The sequence below is a fragment of the Prevotella conceptionensis 9403948 genome (assembly GCF_000312305.1).
Taxonomy (GTDB): domain Bacteria; phylum Bacteroidota; class Bacteroidia; order Bacteroidales; family Bacteroidaceae; genus Prevotella; species Prevotella conceptionensis.
This window is the reverse complement of the sequence record NZ_HE999448.1, coordinates 123,114-140,046: the sequence shown is the minus strand read 5'-3', so window position 1 is coordinate 140,046 and position 16,933 is coordinate 123,114. Positions and strand designations below refer to the sequence as shown.

The window sequence follows — 16,933 nt, the reverse complement described above, 5'->3', positions numbered from 1 at the left end:
CTTTTGAGGTAAGAGCATAGGGCAACGAGGCGCGCAGGGCGTTTGCGTTTCACCCAGTTGCGCCTTTAACCCTATCGGCTTTCCGCCATATCGCGCTAGTGAAGAACAGAGAGGGGCTTACTTTGGGTGAGAGGTGAAACCAATTTTTCTATTTGTCGGCAACCTGAACTCCCCATTTGCTGTTTCAAATCTTTTAGCGAACAGCAATAATAATCTTTATTAATTTTCCTTACTGGCGCGTACACCCTACCCCGTTTTTTGTTACTTTTGTATTGTAGGCCGATGCCATTTTGCGGCAAAGTCCTTCATCGTACAAAAAACAATAGAATATGGAAATGAACATTAAAGAGATGTTGGCACAGCTTGCCACCACCACACAAAAGGCGGAAATAGAAAGCATGCTGCAACAAACCACAGCCCAACTGCTACACCATTATAAGATACGCGCGCGCGAGGTGGAACTCTATCCCATCGAATTAGAGAGCTATTTCTACCGCGCAGGCGTGTTCGAAGACCCATACGTGCACACCAACGAGCTGCAAGCTAACCATTTTGGCGAGCTGTATGTGCACCGCCGAGGCAAGGAGGCCACCTCTCCGTATAAGATGGACAATCGCGTTTGCATGGGCATTTCGCTCTCTGTAAGCACTGGCTATTATTATTCGGCCCTTATTCGCAGCGCGGTTTTTGCCGACGGCAGCATGGTTTTCGGGCCAAACAATGTGTTGATGCACTTCATGCGTAGTGTAAACGCATCGGCCAAGCTGCTTGATGCCCACTTCTTCGATACCCACCATGCAGGCACATTCATGCTTGCCCCCCTCTTTCACCTTGTTGAAGGACAACAAGTGCTGTTTGAAGTAGATGCCTCTGCCGACCCGCGCGACAAGTCGTACCTGATGCACGGCAGTAGAATAGGGCTGGGCGACACCGCGCCTTACTTCCAACAGCTACCCCTTAGGGCCGCCATCGGCAAGCTGTCTAAACCATTCGAGTTTAAGGAGAAAACCCAACTGATGGACAACTACCTGGCAGAACACAAACTAACCGGCGACAAGGCTAAAGAAATGGCCAAAGAAATGCGCCAATAGTGTGCTTCAGCGGTCCGACGGACAATCGGGGTTTAACATGGCAGTTTGCATGCAAAAGCAGCCGTGTTACTTCGTTGCGCTCACACAAATCGCTTTTGCAGCCATCGCCTTACGGGCATATCGTAGAATTTAAGGCATAGCCACGCCAGGGCGATGCAGGCAAACACAAGGGCTAGGACTTGCGGAATGGTTTGGCAGAAAGGTAGGTCGTTTCTCTTTGCGTAAGCAAAACAGGTGTAGATAAGGGGAAAATGAATGATGTAAATTGGATAAGAAATGTCGCCTAGGAAGTTGCATATACGCGTAGAAAGGGCATCAGTGGTTTCTCCCGATGCGCCTATCCACACCACAAGAGGGAAAACCAACAGCACACAAAGTGCTTCGTAGATGCCGTTTGCCCACATCTGGCTTTCTCCGCCTAGGCGCGGAGGCACAGTAACGGCCACAATGGCTAGGGCACACCACCAGAAAGCACCGCGCACCCGCCACTTACGAAACACGCGCGAAAGCAGCAAACCCGCAGGGAAGGCAAACATAACGCGGAGCAATCCGCCCCAAAAGCCATAGGTGGCGAAGGTCCATCCTGCTCCTAGATTGCCGTACTCGTTGGTTATGGCGTAGCCAAACAGCGCACCACCTATGGCAAATACCAGCATGGCGAGCCAACGCGTAGACAACTTGCGAATGGCCAACACATAGAGTAGGTTGGCTATATACTCGAAAAACAACGACCATGTGGGGCCGTTAAGTGGAAAAATCTCGCCATAACCACGTACCTCAACCTCTCCCCAAGCAGGTACTAAAAACAGATTCAGCAGCGTTGCGAAGGTCAAAAGGGCCACAGGCACATCAGACACTTTTAAATATTCGGTGCCTTGGGCATAAAACAACAGTCCGCCAAGAAGGGCACCTATCACCACCATGGGATGCAGGCGGATAACCCTTCGCTTAACAAAGGCCATAAAGCCCATTGTTTTTAGGCGGTCGTCGTAGGCATAACCGATAACGAAACCCGATAGCATGAAGAAGAAATCGACGGCCAAATAGCCGTGATTGACACACTGCGTGAGGCAGTTTGTGGCAAAATCTTCGCCTATATGATAACAAATAACCACGAGGGCGGCAACGCCGCGCAATCCGTCTAGCAAGTGATAGTGTGGCTTGGTATCGGCAAAAGCTGCCGCAGAGGTGTTGTTTGAGGTCATGGGGCGGTAATCGTGTGAAGATGGTGTGCGAGCTGTCGCGGATTGGGGCGGTTATCGCTTTTGGTCGAAGGCCACGAACTCTTCGTAAGTGGGCGTGCGCCCTGTTGTTACTTGCATCACCTTGTTGTAGATGGCGCGGCGCGAAGGGGCGTTAAACTCAATATGGTCGACATCCGTGGTGCGCATAATGCTATTTTCGCTAGGACGCCAAACGCCAGTGGCATAACGTGCGCCACCTCCTAGGAATAGCCCTAGGCCTTGATTGGCATAGCGCGTGTCGGCCAAGAACTCGGCCCAAGGTGCCTTGGTGGCATCATTGGTTGTTGAAACGTTCATCAACCAACCCAAAGTGTGACCGTAAGCAAAACGTTCCCTACCAGCATCGTCGAGGTCGAGGTTCTGCAAGTCGTATTCGTCGTCGAGCTTGCCGATAGCATGCCCAGCCGTTTCGTGTACGAGGGTGTGTCGGAAGTAGGGTCCATCAACACCGCCATAAAGCGTGGTATAGGCGCAAGCCAATGTAGAGTCCCAATTGCCCCAGAATGTAATGCCGCCTGGTTTGGTGGTGTTCATCACCACACTGATAACAGAGTTCTCTTCTTTATAACCAGGAACAGTCGAGGCGTAAAGCATGGTCTTGTAGTCTAGGTTGTCGTCGTTGATAAATCCGCAAACCTTACCGTTCTTAATGGTGCTTGCCAAGGCCGTAGAGCCACTTAGGTCGCTGCTAAGCGAAACCTTTTGAACGACGTAGACATTGAAATAAGACCTAAGCGACTTCATCGGTTCGAGCGCGAACAGATGTTCGGCCGACTTCTTCATCACCTCTTCGTAGGTTCCGTTCTTTATCAAGTCTACCGTAAATCCGTCGCCCATAAGGATGATGTTGTAGCCATTGCCCTTTGTTGCCGTTTGCAGTGTGGTTACTTTTCCGTCTAAGGCCACAATTTCGTCGTTCTGTTTAACGAGCGAAGTTTCCTCAACGTCATCGCCGCTTTCGTTACATGCCGTGAAAGTTAGCGCGAGAAGGGCAAGTGCGATGTAAGTTAAATGTTTGAATTTATAAAGCATAAGTGTTGTTTTAGCGGTTGAAAAGCGGAGAGGCCAAGACGATGGCCCCTCCATTGTAGCTTATTTTAGTTGGAAATAAAGGTAAACCCAACTCTCCTCTTCGCCTGTGCTGTACTTGGCATGCTCGATATAGATTTTACCCCAAGTGCCGTTTGAGGTGTAAGAAGAGTAGTCGGGCCCTCCGTATAGTGTCAATTCGTTAATCCACGGCTTACCGCTAGCGTTGCCAAGCGGATAAAGGGGATAGGGTTTCAGCTGCTTGTCTACAACTTTTTTGAAGTAATACGAGTAGCTGCCTGGTGCAGAAGTGTCTGCCACGATACAGTTTTTTGCCCACGAATCGCTCTTAACTCCGAGCACACCTGTTGAACTGGTTATGAGCCAGAGGTTCTCTCCAGAGTGCATAAAGTCTTTGATGTAGAAGTTGTTGTTGCCTAAATCCATCACCGTTTCTGTCCAAGCGTTGAAAAGAGCATAGTTTTTCGAAGCAGGGTCGGCATAAAATTCGGCCTTCTTCGACATGGGGAAGTTAAGCTGGCCAGAGAATACCACGCCGCCATCCAGTTTGGAATAGGGGTCTACATCGTTGCCTTCTAGTTTAAGTTCGTAGCTGTACACATCTTTCAAGGCCACCTTTTCTGGGGCTTTGATGGCAAGTGTGGCGAGCGAGTCGCCAGCAGCGAAAGTCACTTCGGCGGGGATTGTTAGCCCAGCTGACTGCGAAACGACTTTTATTGGCATTGTTAGTGCTGTGCCGGTGTTGTTTCGTTTAAGCGTGAGCGTGGCCGTTCGGTCGTCGGTATTGGCCTCGTCTAACACGCAGATGGGATTGTTGGTGTCGGCAAAACGCACTTGCTGACAACCGCTGGGCACTTCGGGGCCGGGCGTGTAGTCGTCTTTATCCGAGCAGGCCGTAAGCAATGCCCCGGCTGCTAGCACCCCTATCATACCTATATGCTTAAATGTTTTCATTCTAAAAGTTGTTATGTGTTATCAAAACAAAGTCTTACTTCTTCTCTTCGTGAACGCCCGAGGGGTCGGGATTGTTAACGATGTTCGCGTTATACTGTCTTTCGTAGTGGCTGATGCAGATGTTCATGCGCGGCGCAACGAAACCAACCTTGGTGTTCCACTGATAGTCTGTGGGATGGTTAGAGCCTTCGTAGTGGCGGATGACTGCCTTTTCGAGCCGCTTGTAGTCGAAGAAGACGATACCTTCGCCCCAGAACTCAATACGTTTTTGGCGTAATATCTCATCGTTAAAGGCATCCATGGTTGTGGCGGTGCACTGATAAGAGTTGTCGTCGTAACGGTAGGTGTTGAGGTAATTGGTCAATGCCTGCTTGCCAGCCGCCAATCCCTCGTAATGGGCTTTGGCCTCGGCCTCTATGAGGAACATTTCCTCGGCGCGCATTAATGGAATGTCGACGGCTGCCCCCACCTTGTAGTTCTTCATTTCACCGCTGCGTGGGTGGAACTTTAAGCCTGTATAGGCTGGTAGTTTTACCCAGTCGTCGGACTTGTAGAGCGTGGTGTACTTCGAGTAAGCCGCAGTTTGGCCAGCATCTGCGGGGGCAATCCACGTGTTTTTACGCCAATCGCCGTTCTCAATGCCTTTATACAAGCCTGCGTCTATCATGCGGAAAGCCTTGTATTCGAGGTTGTTCACACCGAAAGTGTTTTCGGAAGACATGTTGCCAACAAAGTTTTTCCAGTTCCAATCAGACCCATTCGTCATGTCGCTCGAGTTGATTTGCACGGCCAGCAGCCACGCTTCGTTGGCCGTATTAAAGCCCGTTGTGCTATTAAACCATTCGGCCTTGGTAAGCGGACGATGGCCTTCGCTAATGGCCAAGCGCGCATATTGGGCCGCCTTTTTAAAGCAATCGTTGGCCGATGTGATGCCCAGTTTGTCGTATTTGGCTAGTGCCTCATCGTTTTCGTGGCTCAGTTGCATTTGCAAATCATCGTTGTTTTTCTCGAACCGCGTACCTAGTTGCAACCACAGGCGTGCCTTAATACCAAAGATAACGCCTTGGTCCATCATGTTGGCACCGCTCCTTTTGTAGCCTTGCAGGTATTTCTCAGCCCGGTCTAGGTCGGTCATGATAAAACGATACATCACGTAGAAGGGCGCACGCCTATCTGTTGTCGCCTCTTGTTGCGTGGTGCTCTCGGTACGGATAGGCACAGTAAGGCCGTAGATTTTATCGATAGCAGCCTTTTCATCCAGTTTGCCATACCCCGTTTTCTTATACTCGTAGGCGAAGGCCATATCGTAATAGGCAAAAGCGCGATAGCCAAGTGCGTTGCCAACGTGGGCAAGTTCTTCGGCTGTTGTGTTTTCGTTGATGGCTACCGCGCCCACAGTGAGGTTGGCTTTCTTGATAAGCTCGTAGTAGAAAGGCCACCAATCTGTTGCCACATAATACTCGGGACTATAATTGCGGTCGAAACCCTCATCCTGATAAAAGTCGTAGAGTACATCGTAAACGGGCAGCTCGGCACACATAGTTTCTCTGTCCATTGCTAGGCCCGCATATCCGTAATGTCCGTTTCCTTTGCCCATGCGCAGCATTGCACCAGGTATGGCCTTGCTTAGAGCGGCTGCCGTATTGTCGGTTTCAAACAATTGTTCTTGCGTGAAACCCCGTCCAGGGTACGCTTCTTCTAGGCAGGCGGTTAAGGCAGGTGCTGTTAGGCTGAGCAATATGATGTTTTTTATGAATCGTTTCATAAATGTTGTTCCTTTCTTTATTGTTAGAATTTAACAGATATGCCAGCAGATGCTGTGCGCATGGGCGAGTATGCACTGTCGCTTACGTCTCCGTTAAGACTTGTTCGGGGGTCGAATCCCTTACGTTTGCTCCAATAAGCCACGTTGTCGCACGAGAGGAAGACACGCAAACTGCTTAGTTGTAGCTTCTTGATAAGCTGTGCAGGGAAGGTGTAGCCTAGGCTTATCGACTTGAATGTAAGCGTGCTAGCATCGATTAAGAACCTATCAGAGAAGGCAGTTGTTTTCAAATCGCCGTATTGGAAACGAGGTATGTTGCTGTTGGGGTTCTCTCGTGTCCAAGCTTTAAGCAGGTCTTTGTGGTAAGCCTGCGGTGCAATCGCGGGTTCGGGGTTGCGCATCATGCCTTCGTATCCGTTGTCGTAGGCCTTGCCACCGAGCGAGTAGATGAAACTAATGTTTAGGTCGAAGCCGTAGGCGCGTACCGATGTGCCGAAACCTCCGTACACGTCGGGATGCGGACTGCCGCCCAAATAGTAGTCGGCCGAACTGTAATCGGTTGTGGGTTTCATCTCGCCTGTTGTCTGGTCGGTGTAATACCATGTGCTCAATCCCTCATCGTTTACGCCTGCAAACTTCTTGATGTACCACGTGTTGATGGGCAATCCTTCGCCGATATAGCGCGAACGGTCGGAATAACCTGCGTGTCCCTCTTTCTCTAACGTCTTGTTTTCTTTGGGCAGATAGCTTATCTTGTTGCGGTTATGGGTGATGTTGAAGTTCATCGACCATGTAATGTCCTTGGTGCGGATGATGTCGCCGTCGAGGTTTACTTCGATACCGCGGTTCATCATGTCGCCAACGTTGTCGTAGTAGCCATCATATCCCAGCGAGGGAGGAACCGAAAACCACAGCAACATGTCGGTGGTTTTGCGCTGATAGAGCTCTACGCTACCCGTAAGTCGGCGCTTAAACAATTCAAATTCAAAGCCGGCGTTTATGTTGGTGTTGGTTTCCCACGTGATGTTTCGCTTGCCTTTGTTGCTGAAAGCCAACGAACCCTCGCCGTTTACGGCCAACAAGTCGTAGAAGTCTGAGTAGTAAAAGTCGCCAATGGCGTCGTTTCCTTGCTGTCCGAAACTGGCTTTAAGCTTAAGCATGTCTACCCACTTGGGTGCGAACCACTTTTCTTTGGTCATTATCCAAGCACCGCCAAACGACCAGAAGTTGCCCCAACGGTGTTTGGGATGGAATCGTGACGAACCGTCGCGACGGAACGATGCCGAGGCGAAGTACTTGCTGTCGTAGTCGTACTGTCCGCGGAAGAAGAAACCTTCGATGTTATAAAGGTCCTTGTAACTATTGGCCGACACCAGCGTAAGGGCGCCCGACAGCTCGGTGTTCATCTTATAAGCAAAGATGTTGTTCTTTCTTCCCGTGAGTGTTGTGCTGCTGTTGCGTGTGTACTCGTGACCTAACAAAGCCGATATGGTGTGTTTTCCGAACTCCTTATTATAGTTAAGCAGCTGTTGCGTGTTGAAAGCGAACGTGCGATAGTGCGAAACGCCCACCTGTCCGCCACGCGTTTTGTCGAACCCATAATATGGGTTGGCGGCATCGTTGTCGCGGTTTTCGGTGTTATAGATGCTTACGTTGGCCGTAAACTTAAAGTCTTCGAGGAACGAAAAGTCGGCATATCCCTGCATTCCGTAAGCGTTGCTGCTGTTGGCAGATATGTTCAGCAGGTCGTTTTGCAGCGGTGCATCGTTCAAGAAAATCTCCCTCGTTACGCCGTTAACGGCTCCGTTGCCGTAGTCGTACATCTTTCCGTTACGGTCGTACAGGATGTTGCCTTTGCCATCGCGCAGGTATAGCGGGTAAATGGGCGGCACTTGGTGGGCTGCACCGAACGCATTGCCCGACGCGTTAGACTCAGAATGTGTGTAACTGATGTTTCCGCCGAAGGTTAACCACTTGCGCGCTTGGTACTCTGACTTTAAGCGAGCCGAGTAACGCGTGTAGTCTGAACCATAGCAAATACCATTATTCTTCATGTAGCCAATGCTGGCGTAGGTCTTGAAGATGTCTGTTCCGCCATTGATGCCGATGTTATACTCTTGTCGGAAGCCTTTGCGCAGTCCTTCTTTCTTCCAATCGTCGGGATAAAGCATGTACTCTTTGCCGTTGTGCCGAACCACATTGCCCAATGTTGCATGTGGGTTTAGCTTGCCGTTTTGTCCTATAAGGTATTCGCCTTGTGGCACACTGTACACGATGCTGCCCAGTCCGCCTTGGCTTCCGGGCTTGTAAATGGTTTCGTTTGCTTTGAGATAGGCCGAGTAAGCATCCATTCCGTCGCCGTAATGAAACTTGTTGTAGATGGCTTTATAAAACATTTCGTAGTACTCGCCGGGCGATTTTACGTTGTCGTAATCCACTTTGGCATCTTCGTTAAAGCCCCACTTGGCGTCTACCGAGATAACGGCATTGCCGCGTTTGGCCGTTTTGGTGGTAATGAGAATTACACCATTGGCGCCGCGTGCACCGTAAAGCGAGTTCGATGCGGCATCTTTCAACACGCTGATGCTCTCAACATCGGCAGGATTGATGTCGCTGTAATAGCCCGAATAGGGCAGTCCGTCGACAACGATGAGCGGACCATTGCCTGCATTGAGCGAACTGATACCGCGGATTTGGATGGTTGGCGACGATGACGGATCGTTTCCTTCAATCATCTGTACGCCCGACACCTTGCCGTTAAGAGCCGACAAGGGGTTGTTTACCTGTCGCTCGGCAATCTTGTCGGCATTAAGAACGCCGGCCGAACCAGTGAACGCTTCGCGCTTTTGCTTACCGAAAGCCACCACGATAACGTCGTCGATTTGTTTCGCATCCGACTTCATGACGATGCGCATCTCGGGCTTAATGGCTGCCGTTACCGTGTTCATGCCAATGTACGAAACGATTAACTCGCGTGCCGTTCGTGGTACGTTGTCGAGCGTAAACTTTCCATCGAGGTTGGTGGCCGCGCCCAGCGTTGTGTCTTTAACCTTTACCGAGGCTCCGATAATGGGTTCGCCCGACTCGTCTACCACCGTTCCACTGACTTTCATTGTCTGCGCTGCGGCGAAGAAAGCCACAAGGCACAGAATCATTAATGTTGCAGTTCTTCTCATCATAGAGTAAAGTCAATTGTTAATAGTATGTTTTTTGTTAGGTTTGAAAGGCTCGTTCTAAAAAATCCCCTATGGTAAGGACGCATTGCAACCATAGTCCTCCAATGTTTTCTCTGCCGTGTCACGTTTCTTTCGCGGCTCTTTCAACAGCGTGGCCTTACCGTCAATTTCAACCAAGTCCGCAAAATAATGCCGTGATAAAACTCAAAATACATTGTTAGGTTATTTCCAAAACTTGCCAAGAGCTTTTATATTCATTTCACTCTCTGGATGGCAAATGTAATTAAATTCTGCAAATGCAGCAAAGATTTGGCGAGAAAAAAAGCTTGTTTGTTGAATTTTGTTGGCGTGGCACAATGTGAGTGTTTTTCTTGAAGTTACTTATGTTCAATAGTTTGTGCAGTTGTTAAGGCACACAGAAAGAACGGCCGCCTTGTAAGATTAATGAAAATATATGCAGATGTCGTCTTGACTTTTAATATTTCTAGAGATTGAGAGGAGTTTATGTCTTTGTGCTGTGAAACCAAGATAAACGCCCCGCTCATATATGAAGAACAGGACAAAGATATGATGAAATCTGAAATTCTGCCCCATTCGCCTGCGGCAAAACATGGCTCTGTCTCAAAAAGGTAACCTGGCGAGAGTTCTTTCAATACGTTCTTTACAAGTTGAAAGCATCTTTCCCATGGCACATAATGAGGAAAAAAATAAAGCGCAATTCTTTATGTTTCATCTGTTCTCATGTCAAAATGGGCGTATTTATGTCAAAACACGAAAGATGAACGTTTTCGTTAAGCCAAATGAACAATGCCGAGCTTGCTCGAACATTGCCATGGCGAGAAAACGCACTTTTCGAGGAACGAGAAAAGAACGTTTTCGTTAAACCAAATGAACAATGCCGAGCTTGCTAGGACATTGTCATGGCGAGAAAACGCACTTTTCGAGGAACGAGAAAAGAACGATTAACTTATTCACTTATCCACTTGTCTTCTTCTTAACCTGTTCATCTGTTAACTCATCAATCGCTGTAAGCTTTTCAGTAATAAATTTAACATTAAAAGAGCCCTTTTTGCTCACCAATCGCCCACCTTGCCCCAAAAAATCGATTCTCGCGAAGGTTTGTTTTGATGCAGAGCGGGGGTAATATGTGAATGCAGGAAAATGAATTTTTATTTAACGGGAGTACCAGTTGCACCAGTTTTGGAGCTATTTTCGGCTAATTCCACTGCGTTTTGGTGCAAATTGCACTGCGTTTTGGTGCTAAATGCACTGCGTTTTGCCGCTAAATGCACTGCGTTTTGGTGCTAATTGTAGGGCATTTTGGTGCTAAATGCAGGGTGTTTTGGTGCTAAAAACAGGGCGAAAAAGCATAAAAATGCACCACAATGGTATAAATACAACCCTTGCGAGTTATGAAAAACAGGGCTCAAAAGGGCAAAATAGCTGCTAGAAAGTGGGATTTTAGGGGCTAAAAGCGAGTAATTGGACCTGAAGAATTACGATTCTGCAACCAATCTAGAAAGGCTAAATGGTGCAAAACGCAGGTTTTTTCTTAAAAAAGGACACGCCAGAAGATGTAAAAAGCAAGAAACGGTAGTGGTTTACCTACTTTTGAACCTTTATTTTCGCTAGAACGGAGTAAGAATTAGAACGATATTGTAAAAATAAAGATAACAATTTAAGTTTTCGAGTTGGTGAGTTTGTTAGTTTACGGGTTGACAAGTTAACGAGTTGACAAGCTGGCGAGATGTTTTTAGTTGACGAGATAACAAGATGACAAGTTGGTAGGCGCAGCCATCTTTTCACTTTTTCACCTTTTCACCCTTTCACTTTTAGGAGTTAGGGAGTTGAGGAGTCGGCAAATTATAGTCAAACAGAATAGCATTTGGAAAATTGTTATTAGCTGCCTGTAAGACGTGCGTTGCACAGGGTGAATTAACCCTTACGCGAAGGAAAAGGAGAGTTTTTGTATGCTTACGATGCAGCGATGTCTTTTCAAATCTAATTCTGTTTGACTATAACAAGGTGACAAGTTGCCAGGTTGATGGGTTATAAGCTAACAAGTTGTCAAGTTAACAAGAAGGCAAGGTGAAGAGCTGACGAGTTGAGGAGTTGTGGAGTTGAAGAGTTGGTAAGCTTACAAGGTGGTGAGTTAACAAGACGGCGAACAAAAGAGCATTAGGTATAGGAGCAAGCGAGGGCTGTTAGTATCTGGACTTGCTGGTTAAGGTATACCGCCTAGTTTACCAGGGTTACCAGTTATCCCCAATCGGTCGTTAGAACGTTTACCTATTATCTTAGGTTGTTTCCATCGATTCCTGTTCATCTTTCGTTTGTTTGTCGGCATCTTGCCTGTCTTTTTCTCTCGACGTAGCCCGCTACGCCTTCAAGAACAAGACAGGCAATATGCTCAACCATACACAAAATCTGCACAGGCTCTAACAACCGATTTGGGGCTATACGCCACTTACTTGTTACACGTGATTTACTTTTTACACGTGATTTACTTGCTATGCGTGGTTTACTGGCTATGCGTGGTTTACTGGCTATGCGTGGTTTACTGGCTATGCGTGGCCTTCTTGTTGTATTTGGCTTAACGGCCTTTACTGCCCTAACCCAAAAAGGGGCGCACCACAAATGTGGCACGCCCCATGAAAGCATCGGTGTAAGTAACACGATGCTGCGCCTAGCACATCTGGCCAGGACGAACACACCATGCAAACATGGTTGTATGTGTTAAGCCATTGGCCTAAGCCTTACGAAATACGTAATAGCGGCGGCCTTATTCGGTAAATCCACTTCGCCGAATGCCCGTTACACGATAGGTTTTGCCTGGGTAACTGCTCAGTTGCACGTTAAACACGATGCTGTCTGTGGGCATGTTGTGCAGGTTGTGTCCCTGCCCTTCCAGCACTTTCCCGTCGGTAATGCTCACTGTTGCCCCAGTATCGTCGCTGTTGTACACGGCTTTCACATTTTGGCAAGCAAAGGTGCGCGCGCCATAATTAATGGGCGTAACAAGCAACAGGCTCCACTGCTTGCCAACACTTACGTTCACCCACATCTTATCGGCCGTGTTTTCTACCGTGTTATAGGTTTGCAGGTTATAAGTGCTGCCGCCAAAAACGTTTGGCGTAAGCGTTCCGTCGGCATTCACTTCGTGCACACGCACGTCCCAAAAGCCCGCCATCTGCTCCACTTCCGTTCCGCCCGGTTTCTCGTTGGTTTCTACGTCGCAAGCCGAAAGGCCCATCAGGGCGAACGCTGCTGCGGCCATCTGTATGATGTATTTCTTCATAATCATTGCTTTTTATCTGTTCAACACAATGTTGTAAGTGTCGCCTTTGTAGGTTAGGGTCCATGTAAACACACCCTTCTTGGCGTTAAAAGTGGCATTGGAGAAAGCGTCTAGTTGGACGGGGGCACCGTTTGCCTTTACCGAATAGGGCTGAAAAGTGCCGTCTTCGGCCATAAGCAGCAGTGCCTGTATGGTTACGGCGTCGGCCGTTGGCTGTCCTGTGGCTTTCATTGCCTGGTAATATCCGCCCAACAGGTCGTCTACCTTAACCAATCCACTGGCCAGTTGCGTAACGTTTACAACACTCTTGGCGTATGTTTGTTCCACGCCATTGGCATCTACACGCTTTGTTCCGGCAGCCGTGAAGAAGGTTCCGGCAGCCTTATACTTCACCTTGGGGTTGCAAACGGCCACCACACGCTGTGCTTCGTAGGTGTAGCCGTCGGGCGTTGTGCAAGAGTAGTTAATGGGGTATAAGCCAGGCGCGTTGGTGTTTACGGCATCCAGCCCGTCCACTTCCATCTTGGCGGTATAGTCTTTTCCCATGTAGGTGGCGGTGCAACCCGGGTCTTGGTACGTAGCACCCAATGCCACCTCAATCGTGGCATCGCCTGCCATGTCCATCAAGACGATGGGCGTAACCTTCGAGTCGGTGAAACTTTCATCGCCACATGCGCTCAATCCCACTACGAGTGCCAGCGCAGGCAACAGGTTGATGATATATTTGTTCATTGTTTTTGCAGTTTATACGTTATATAATAAGGTGTTTTGCATCATCCACGTCTCTCTCTGCGCGGAGAGAGAGACGTGTTGGGATAAAGGCCTCATATCATTTAACATCCCAAAAAACAGGGTCGCTCAGTTTCTTTTCGGGCGGCGTTTGCGCCGGGTTCAGCCTTCGGGCGTGGTTAGGATAAGGTACGCGCTTGGCCAAACCGCCCACTTGTATGTGGTTAACGGCCGGCACAATGAGGTCGCCAGGGGTATAGCCTTCGCCGTCGAACACCTGTTTGGCGGTAAACTTGCTGGTTTGCGGCACGTTGGTACGCCTTATTTCTGACCATGCTTCCATGTGGTTGCGCATAAAGAATGCGGCCCACTTCTGCATATATATAAGGTGCAGCTGCTCTTCAACGCTCTTTCCGTCGAACTTCACTTTGTCGTTTGCCAAGAAAGCAGTTGCTTCTCCCACTTTCAAGTTTCGCCAAGCGAAGTCTGCCTTCACGCCTTGCTCATAGCATGCTTTGGCTTTGGCAGCATCGTTGTTAAACCTTAGCTGTACTTCGGCCAACAAGAATTGCAATTCGCTTTCGGTAAAGGCAAAGATGGGTTGCGCCTTCATGACGGAAAACTTGATGGCACTGACGTTTTTGTTTTTCCAATCCTGGTTGTTTCTCCATTCTTTCATCGTAGTTTTTGCGCCAGGCAACTGGCCCACGTAGTTACCGCCCGAAGAGGTTACGCTTATGGCATAGCCTATGCGCGGGTCGTCGGTGTCGCTGTAGTATTCCACCAAAGGATAAGCCGCCACATAGTTGTTGGCATTCAACGCAAAGATGGACCCATACCAAGGATTGTACTGATTTTGCACAGGCGAAAACACATCAAACATGATGTCGCCCTTGAAGAAAGCGTTGGCCGCCACCAAGTCTTTCGCCTTTTGCGTATAGTTGGCCACGTCTATGCCGCCGCCTATGAATCGCATGTAGATGCGCAGGCGCAAAGCGTTGGCAAAACCCTTCCACTGACTTAATTTCTTATTCATCATGGGGTCGTCTACGGTCATGCTTTCACCGCCGACATTAGCCTCAGCCTTGTCCAGTTCGTCTAGCACGCCCATGAGAACAGTCTTACCGTCTTCCCACTTAGGCGTTGGGTTGGCCTTGCCTTTAAGTGCTTCGGAGTAAGGCGCATCGCTCATGTTGTCGACAAGCAGCTGATATGCCCATACCCTTAGCACTGTGCAAGCGTAGTGGTCGGCCTTGTTGGGGCTCTTCGCCATCACCTCTTGCAAGTCTTTCAGTGCGCCGGCATAAAGCGTTTGGTAACACCGGTCGAAGAGATTGCTACCTTCATCAAGGTGCAATTCAGCCAAATTGTTGTATTGGTTCTGTTCGGGGCGTTGCTCGAAGTACTGCGAGAAGAAGCCCGCGTAGGTGAACATCTGGTCGCCCAAGGCATCGGCGATAGCGTTCTCGGCAGACGGGAACAACTTCTCAGGCGTTACCTGTGCCTCCGACGGGTAGTTGGGATCGTCGTTTATGTCGAGGTTGCAGCCGCTTAACACCATCGTTGCGAGGGCTGCCAGTATTGTTATCTTTTTCATCATGCTGCGGGTTTAGAATTTAACGGAAACGTTGAAGCCGAACTTTCGCGAGCTAGGATTGGCCGACCACTCGCCGAAGTTGCCTCGCAAGTCGTTGCCGAACGATGTTAGCTCAGGATCTACAAAGGTATTCTCTGCCGGCGTCCAAAGGAAAAGGTTGTTTCCAAATGCCGACAGGCGCACATCGGTGAGGAAGGTGTTGGCCAGCCACTTCTTGGGCAAAGCCCAACTAAGGGTTATTGCGCGCAGCTTAATATACGACTTGTCGATGAGGTCGCCCGCCCCCAATTCCAATCCGCCATCGTCCCAGAACTTATAAATGCTCGTGGCATTGAGCGGCGTGTTGTTGTCAACATACACGGGTTTGCCTTGCGCATCGGTTCCGTTCTGCACCACGGTGTTGGGTATAATCCACGGGTTGCGGCTGTTGTAAGCCGTCTGCATGGCGTTTCCTGTAAAGTAAGTTATGTTCTTGGTGCGCGAGAACATCTTTCCACCTTGACGTATGTCCACGTCTACCGAAAGGCTAACGCCCTTATAAGTAAAGGTGTTGTTGATGCCCATGGTGTATTTGTAGTTCATGCTGCCCACTATTTGCTGCTTGGGATCGCGGACGGGCAGGCCTTGGTTGTCTACCACGACCTTCCCCGTTGCGGGGTCGCACAGCGGCACGTAAGCCTTAAACACGCCAAGCTCTTCTCCCACTTTGGCGTAAAGGCCCGTTCCGCCAGTCAATCCGTAGATAGACGACTCGCCGCCTAGCTCTTCGGGCAGGCTGATTACCTTGCTCCAGTTCTTGGTAAAGTTCCAAGTAACGTCCCAAGCAAAGTCTTTCAGCTTCACGGGTGTGCCGCTAACAACGAGTTCAACGCCGCGGTTACGTATCTCGCCAAGGTTCATGTTCTGGTAAAGATAGCCCGAAGCGGCATCCATATCGAGGCTAAATATCTGGCGGTCGCTGGTTCGGTTGTAGAAGGAGGCATCAAAACTGAGCCTGTTACCAAAGAAAGCCATGTTCAGTCCCACTTCAAACTCGGTGGTCATCTCAGGACTTAGCTTGCTGCCGCCAAGCGTATTGCCCACGGTATAGGCATTCCAACTGCCATTGGTGAAGGGGAACTTACTTGTTGCCCACCCGCTACTGCTGGCCGAACCTTGCGGATAGATGGTGTTTACCATGTAAGGCAGGGCGTCGTTGCCCGTCTTTCCCCATGCAGCACGCAGTTTGGCGTAGTTAACTGTCTTCTTTACGTTCTCCGGAAGCATCTCCGAGAATATCCAACTGGCCGTTGCGCCTGGGTAAAAATACGAGCGGCTGCCGCGCGGAAGCGTTGACGACCAGTCGTTTCGGGCCGTAAGCGTGAGGTAAACCATGTTTTTAAACGCCACCTCGGCTTGTCCCAACGCGCCCATCAGCCGCTGTGTGCGCTGGTAACTCTTTATCGTAGGCTTGTCGGCAGTGTTGGCAAGGTTGAGCCAAGTGGGTATGGTGAGGTTCGTTATCTCCGAACTCTGGTAGCTGTACTTGCGTTCGTTGCCGTTAAATCCCACTAATGCGTTGACGTGCCAACTGTCGGTAAGGTCTTTGTCGAACGTAACCAGCAGGTCTTGGTTTATCTCTCGGCGGCGTGTTGTTTGCTCGCTCACTCGCCCCGTGAGGCTACGCAGGGCGTCTTCCCAGTTGGGTGTGCCCTTAAACAGGGTCGACATGTTGGGTTCGCCCATATCATGATGTTCGGTACTTGTGTCAAGTCCGAAGCGGTAAGTAAGCTTAAAATACTTCAAGAAGTCGTAATCCAGTTGCAGTTTGCCATAGAAACGCTCGCTTTCAAACTCGTTCTTAAAGTTGTTGAGCACGTAATAGGGATTGGTTACACCATAAGGTGTATAGTAATAACCCGGTGTGTTGAAGGGGTTGTTCAGGTCTTTCAGCTCAACGAGGCTGATGTCGCGCGGCGTTTGCATCACATTGTTGTACATCGAGCTCGACTTCTGCCCCGTAGACACGAAGTTGTTGCGTTGATAAGCA

General features: G+C 49.3%; 10 protein-coding genes. 1 reads left to right on the top strand and 9 read right to left on the bottom strand.

All coding sequences use genetic code 11. The features are described 5' to 3' along the window. Positions 1 to 329 precede the first annotated feature (329 nt). Positions 330 to 1,091: a hypothetical protein gene (locus BN93_RS09950; RefSeq protein WP_019188187.1), complete on the top strand. Its 762-nt coding sequence runs from the start codon at positions 330 to 332 to the stop codon at positions 1,089 to 1,091. 80 nt (positions 1,092 to 1,171) lie between these two features. On the opposite strand, the gene BN93_RS09945 is transcribed toward BN93_RS09950, so the two are convergent. The 9 genes from BN93_RS09945 to BN93_RS09905 all read right to left on the bottom strand — a co-directional run. Beyond that, positions 1,172 to 2,296, bottom strand: coding sequence for an acyltransferase family protein (locus BN93_RS09945; RefSeq protein ID WP_019188186.1), 1,125 nt, complete (start codon positions 2,294 to 2,296; stop codon positions 1,172 to 1,174). A 51-nt stretch (positions 2,297 to 2,347) separates the two neighbouring features. Next, positions 2,348 to 3,367, bottom strand: coding sequence for a M64 family metallopeptidase (locus BN93_RS09940; protein ID WP_019188185.1), 1,020 nt, complete (start codon positions 3,365 to 3,367; stop codon positions 2,348 to 2,350). Between the two features lie 60 nt (positions 3,368 to 3,427). After that, on the bottom strand, positions 3,428 to 4,339 hold the full coding sequence (locus BN93_RS09935; RefSeq protein WP_019188184.1) for a hypothetical protein: 912 nt from the start codon (positions 4,337 to 4,339) through the stop codon (positions 3,428 to 3,430). A 34-nt stretch (positions 4,340 to 4,373) separates the two neighbouring features. After that, positions 4,374 to 6,104 (bottom strand): RagB/SusD family nutrient uptake outer membrane protein, encoded by a 1,731-nt coding sequence (locus tag BN93_RS09930; RefSeq protein WP_019188183.1) that lies wholly within the window; start codon positions 6,102 to 6,104, stop codon positions 4,374 to 4,376. Between the two features lie 23 nt (positions 6,105 to 6,127). Next, on the bottom strand, positions 6,128 to 9,280 hold the full coding sequence (locus BN93_RS09925) for a SusC/RagA family TonB-linked outer membrane protein (RefSeq protein ID WP_044260491.1): 3,153 nt from the start codon (positions 9,278 to 9,280) through the stop codon (positions 6,128 to 6,130). A 2,782-nt stretch (positions 9,281 to 12,062) separates the two neighbouring features. Beyond that, complete coding sequence (locus BN93_RS09920) at positions 12,063 to 12,578, bottom strand: lipid-binding protein (protein ID WP_044260489.1); 516 nt, start codon at positions 12,576 to 12,578, stop codon at positions 12,063 to 12,065. Between the two features lie 12 nt (positions 12,579 to 12,590). Next, the gene (locus BN93_RS09915; protein WP_019188179.1) at positions 12,591 to 13,310 is read right to left on the bottom strand and encodes a BT_2262 family domain-containing protein; all 720 of its coding nucleotides are present in this window, start codon (positions 13,308 to 13,310) and stop codon (positions 12,591 to 12,593) included. Positions 13,311 to 13,407: 97 nt separating this feature from the next. Further along, positions 13,408 to 14,907 (bottom strand): SusD/RagB family nutrient-binding outer membrane lipoprotein, encoded by a 1,500-nt coding sequence (locus tag BN93_RS09910; protein WP_232211160.1) that lies wholly within the window; start codon positions 14,905 to 14,907, stop codon positions 13,408 to 13,410. Positions 14,908 to 14,916: 9 nt separating this feature from the next. Next, positions 14,917 to 16,933, bottom strand: a 2,017-nt coding sequence (locus BN93_RS09905) for a TonB-dependent receptor domain-containing protein (RefSeq protein ID WP_044260382.1), incomplete at its 5' end; no start/stop codon positions are given.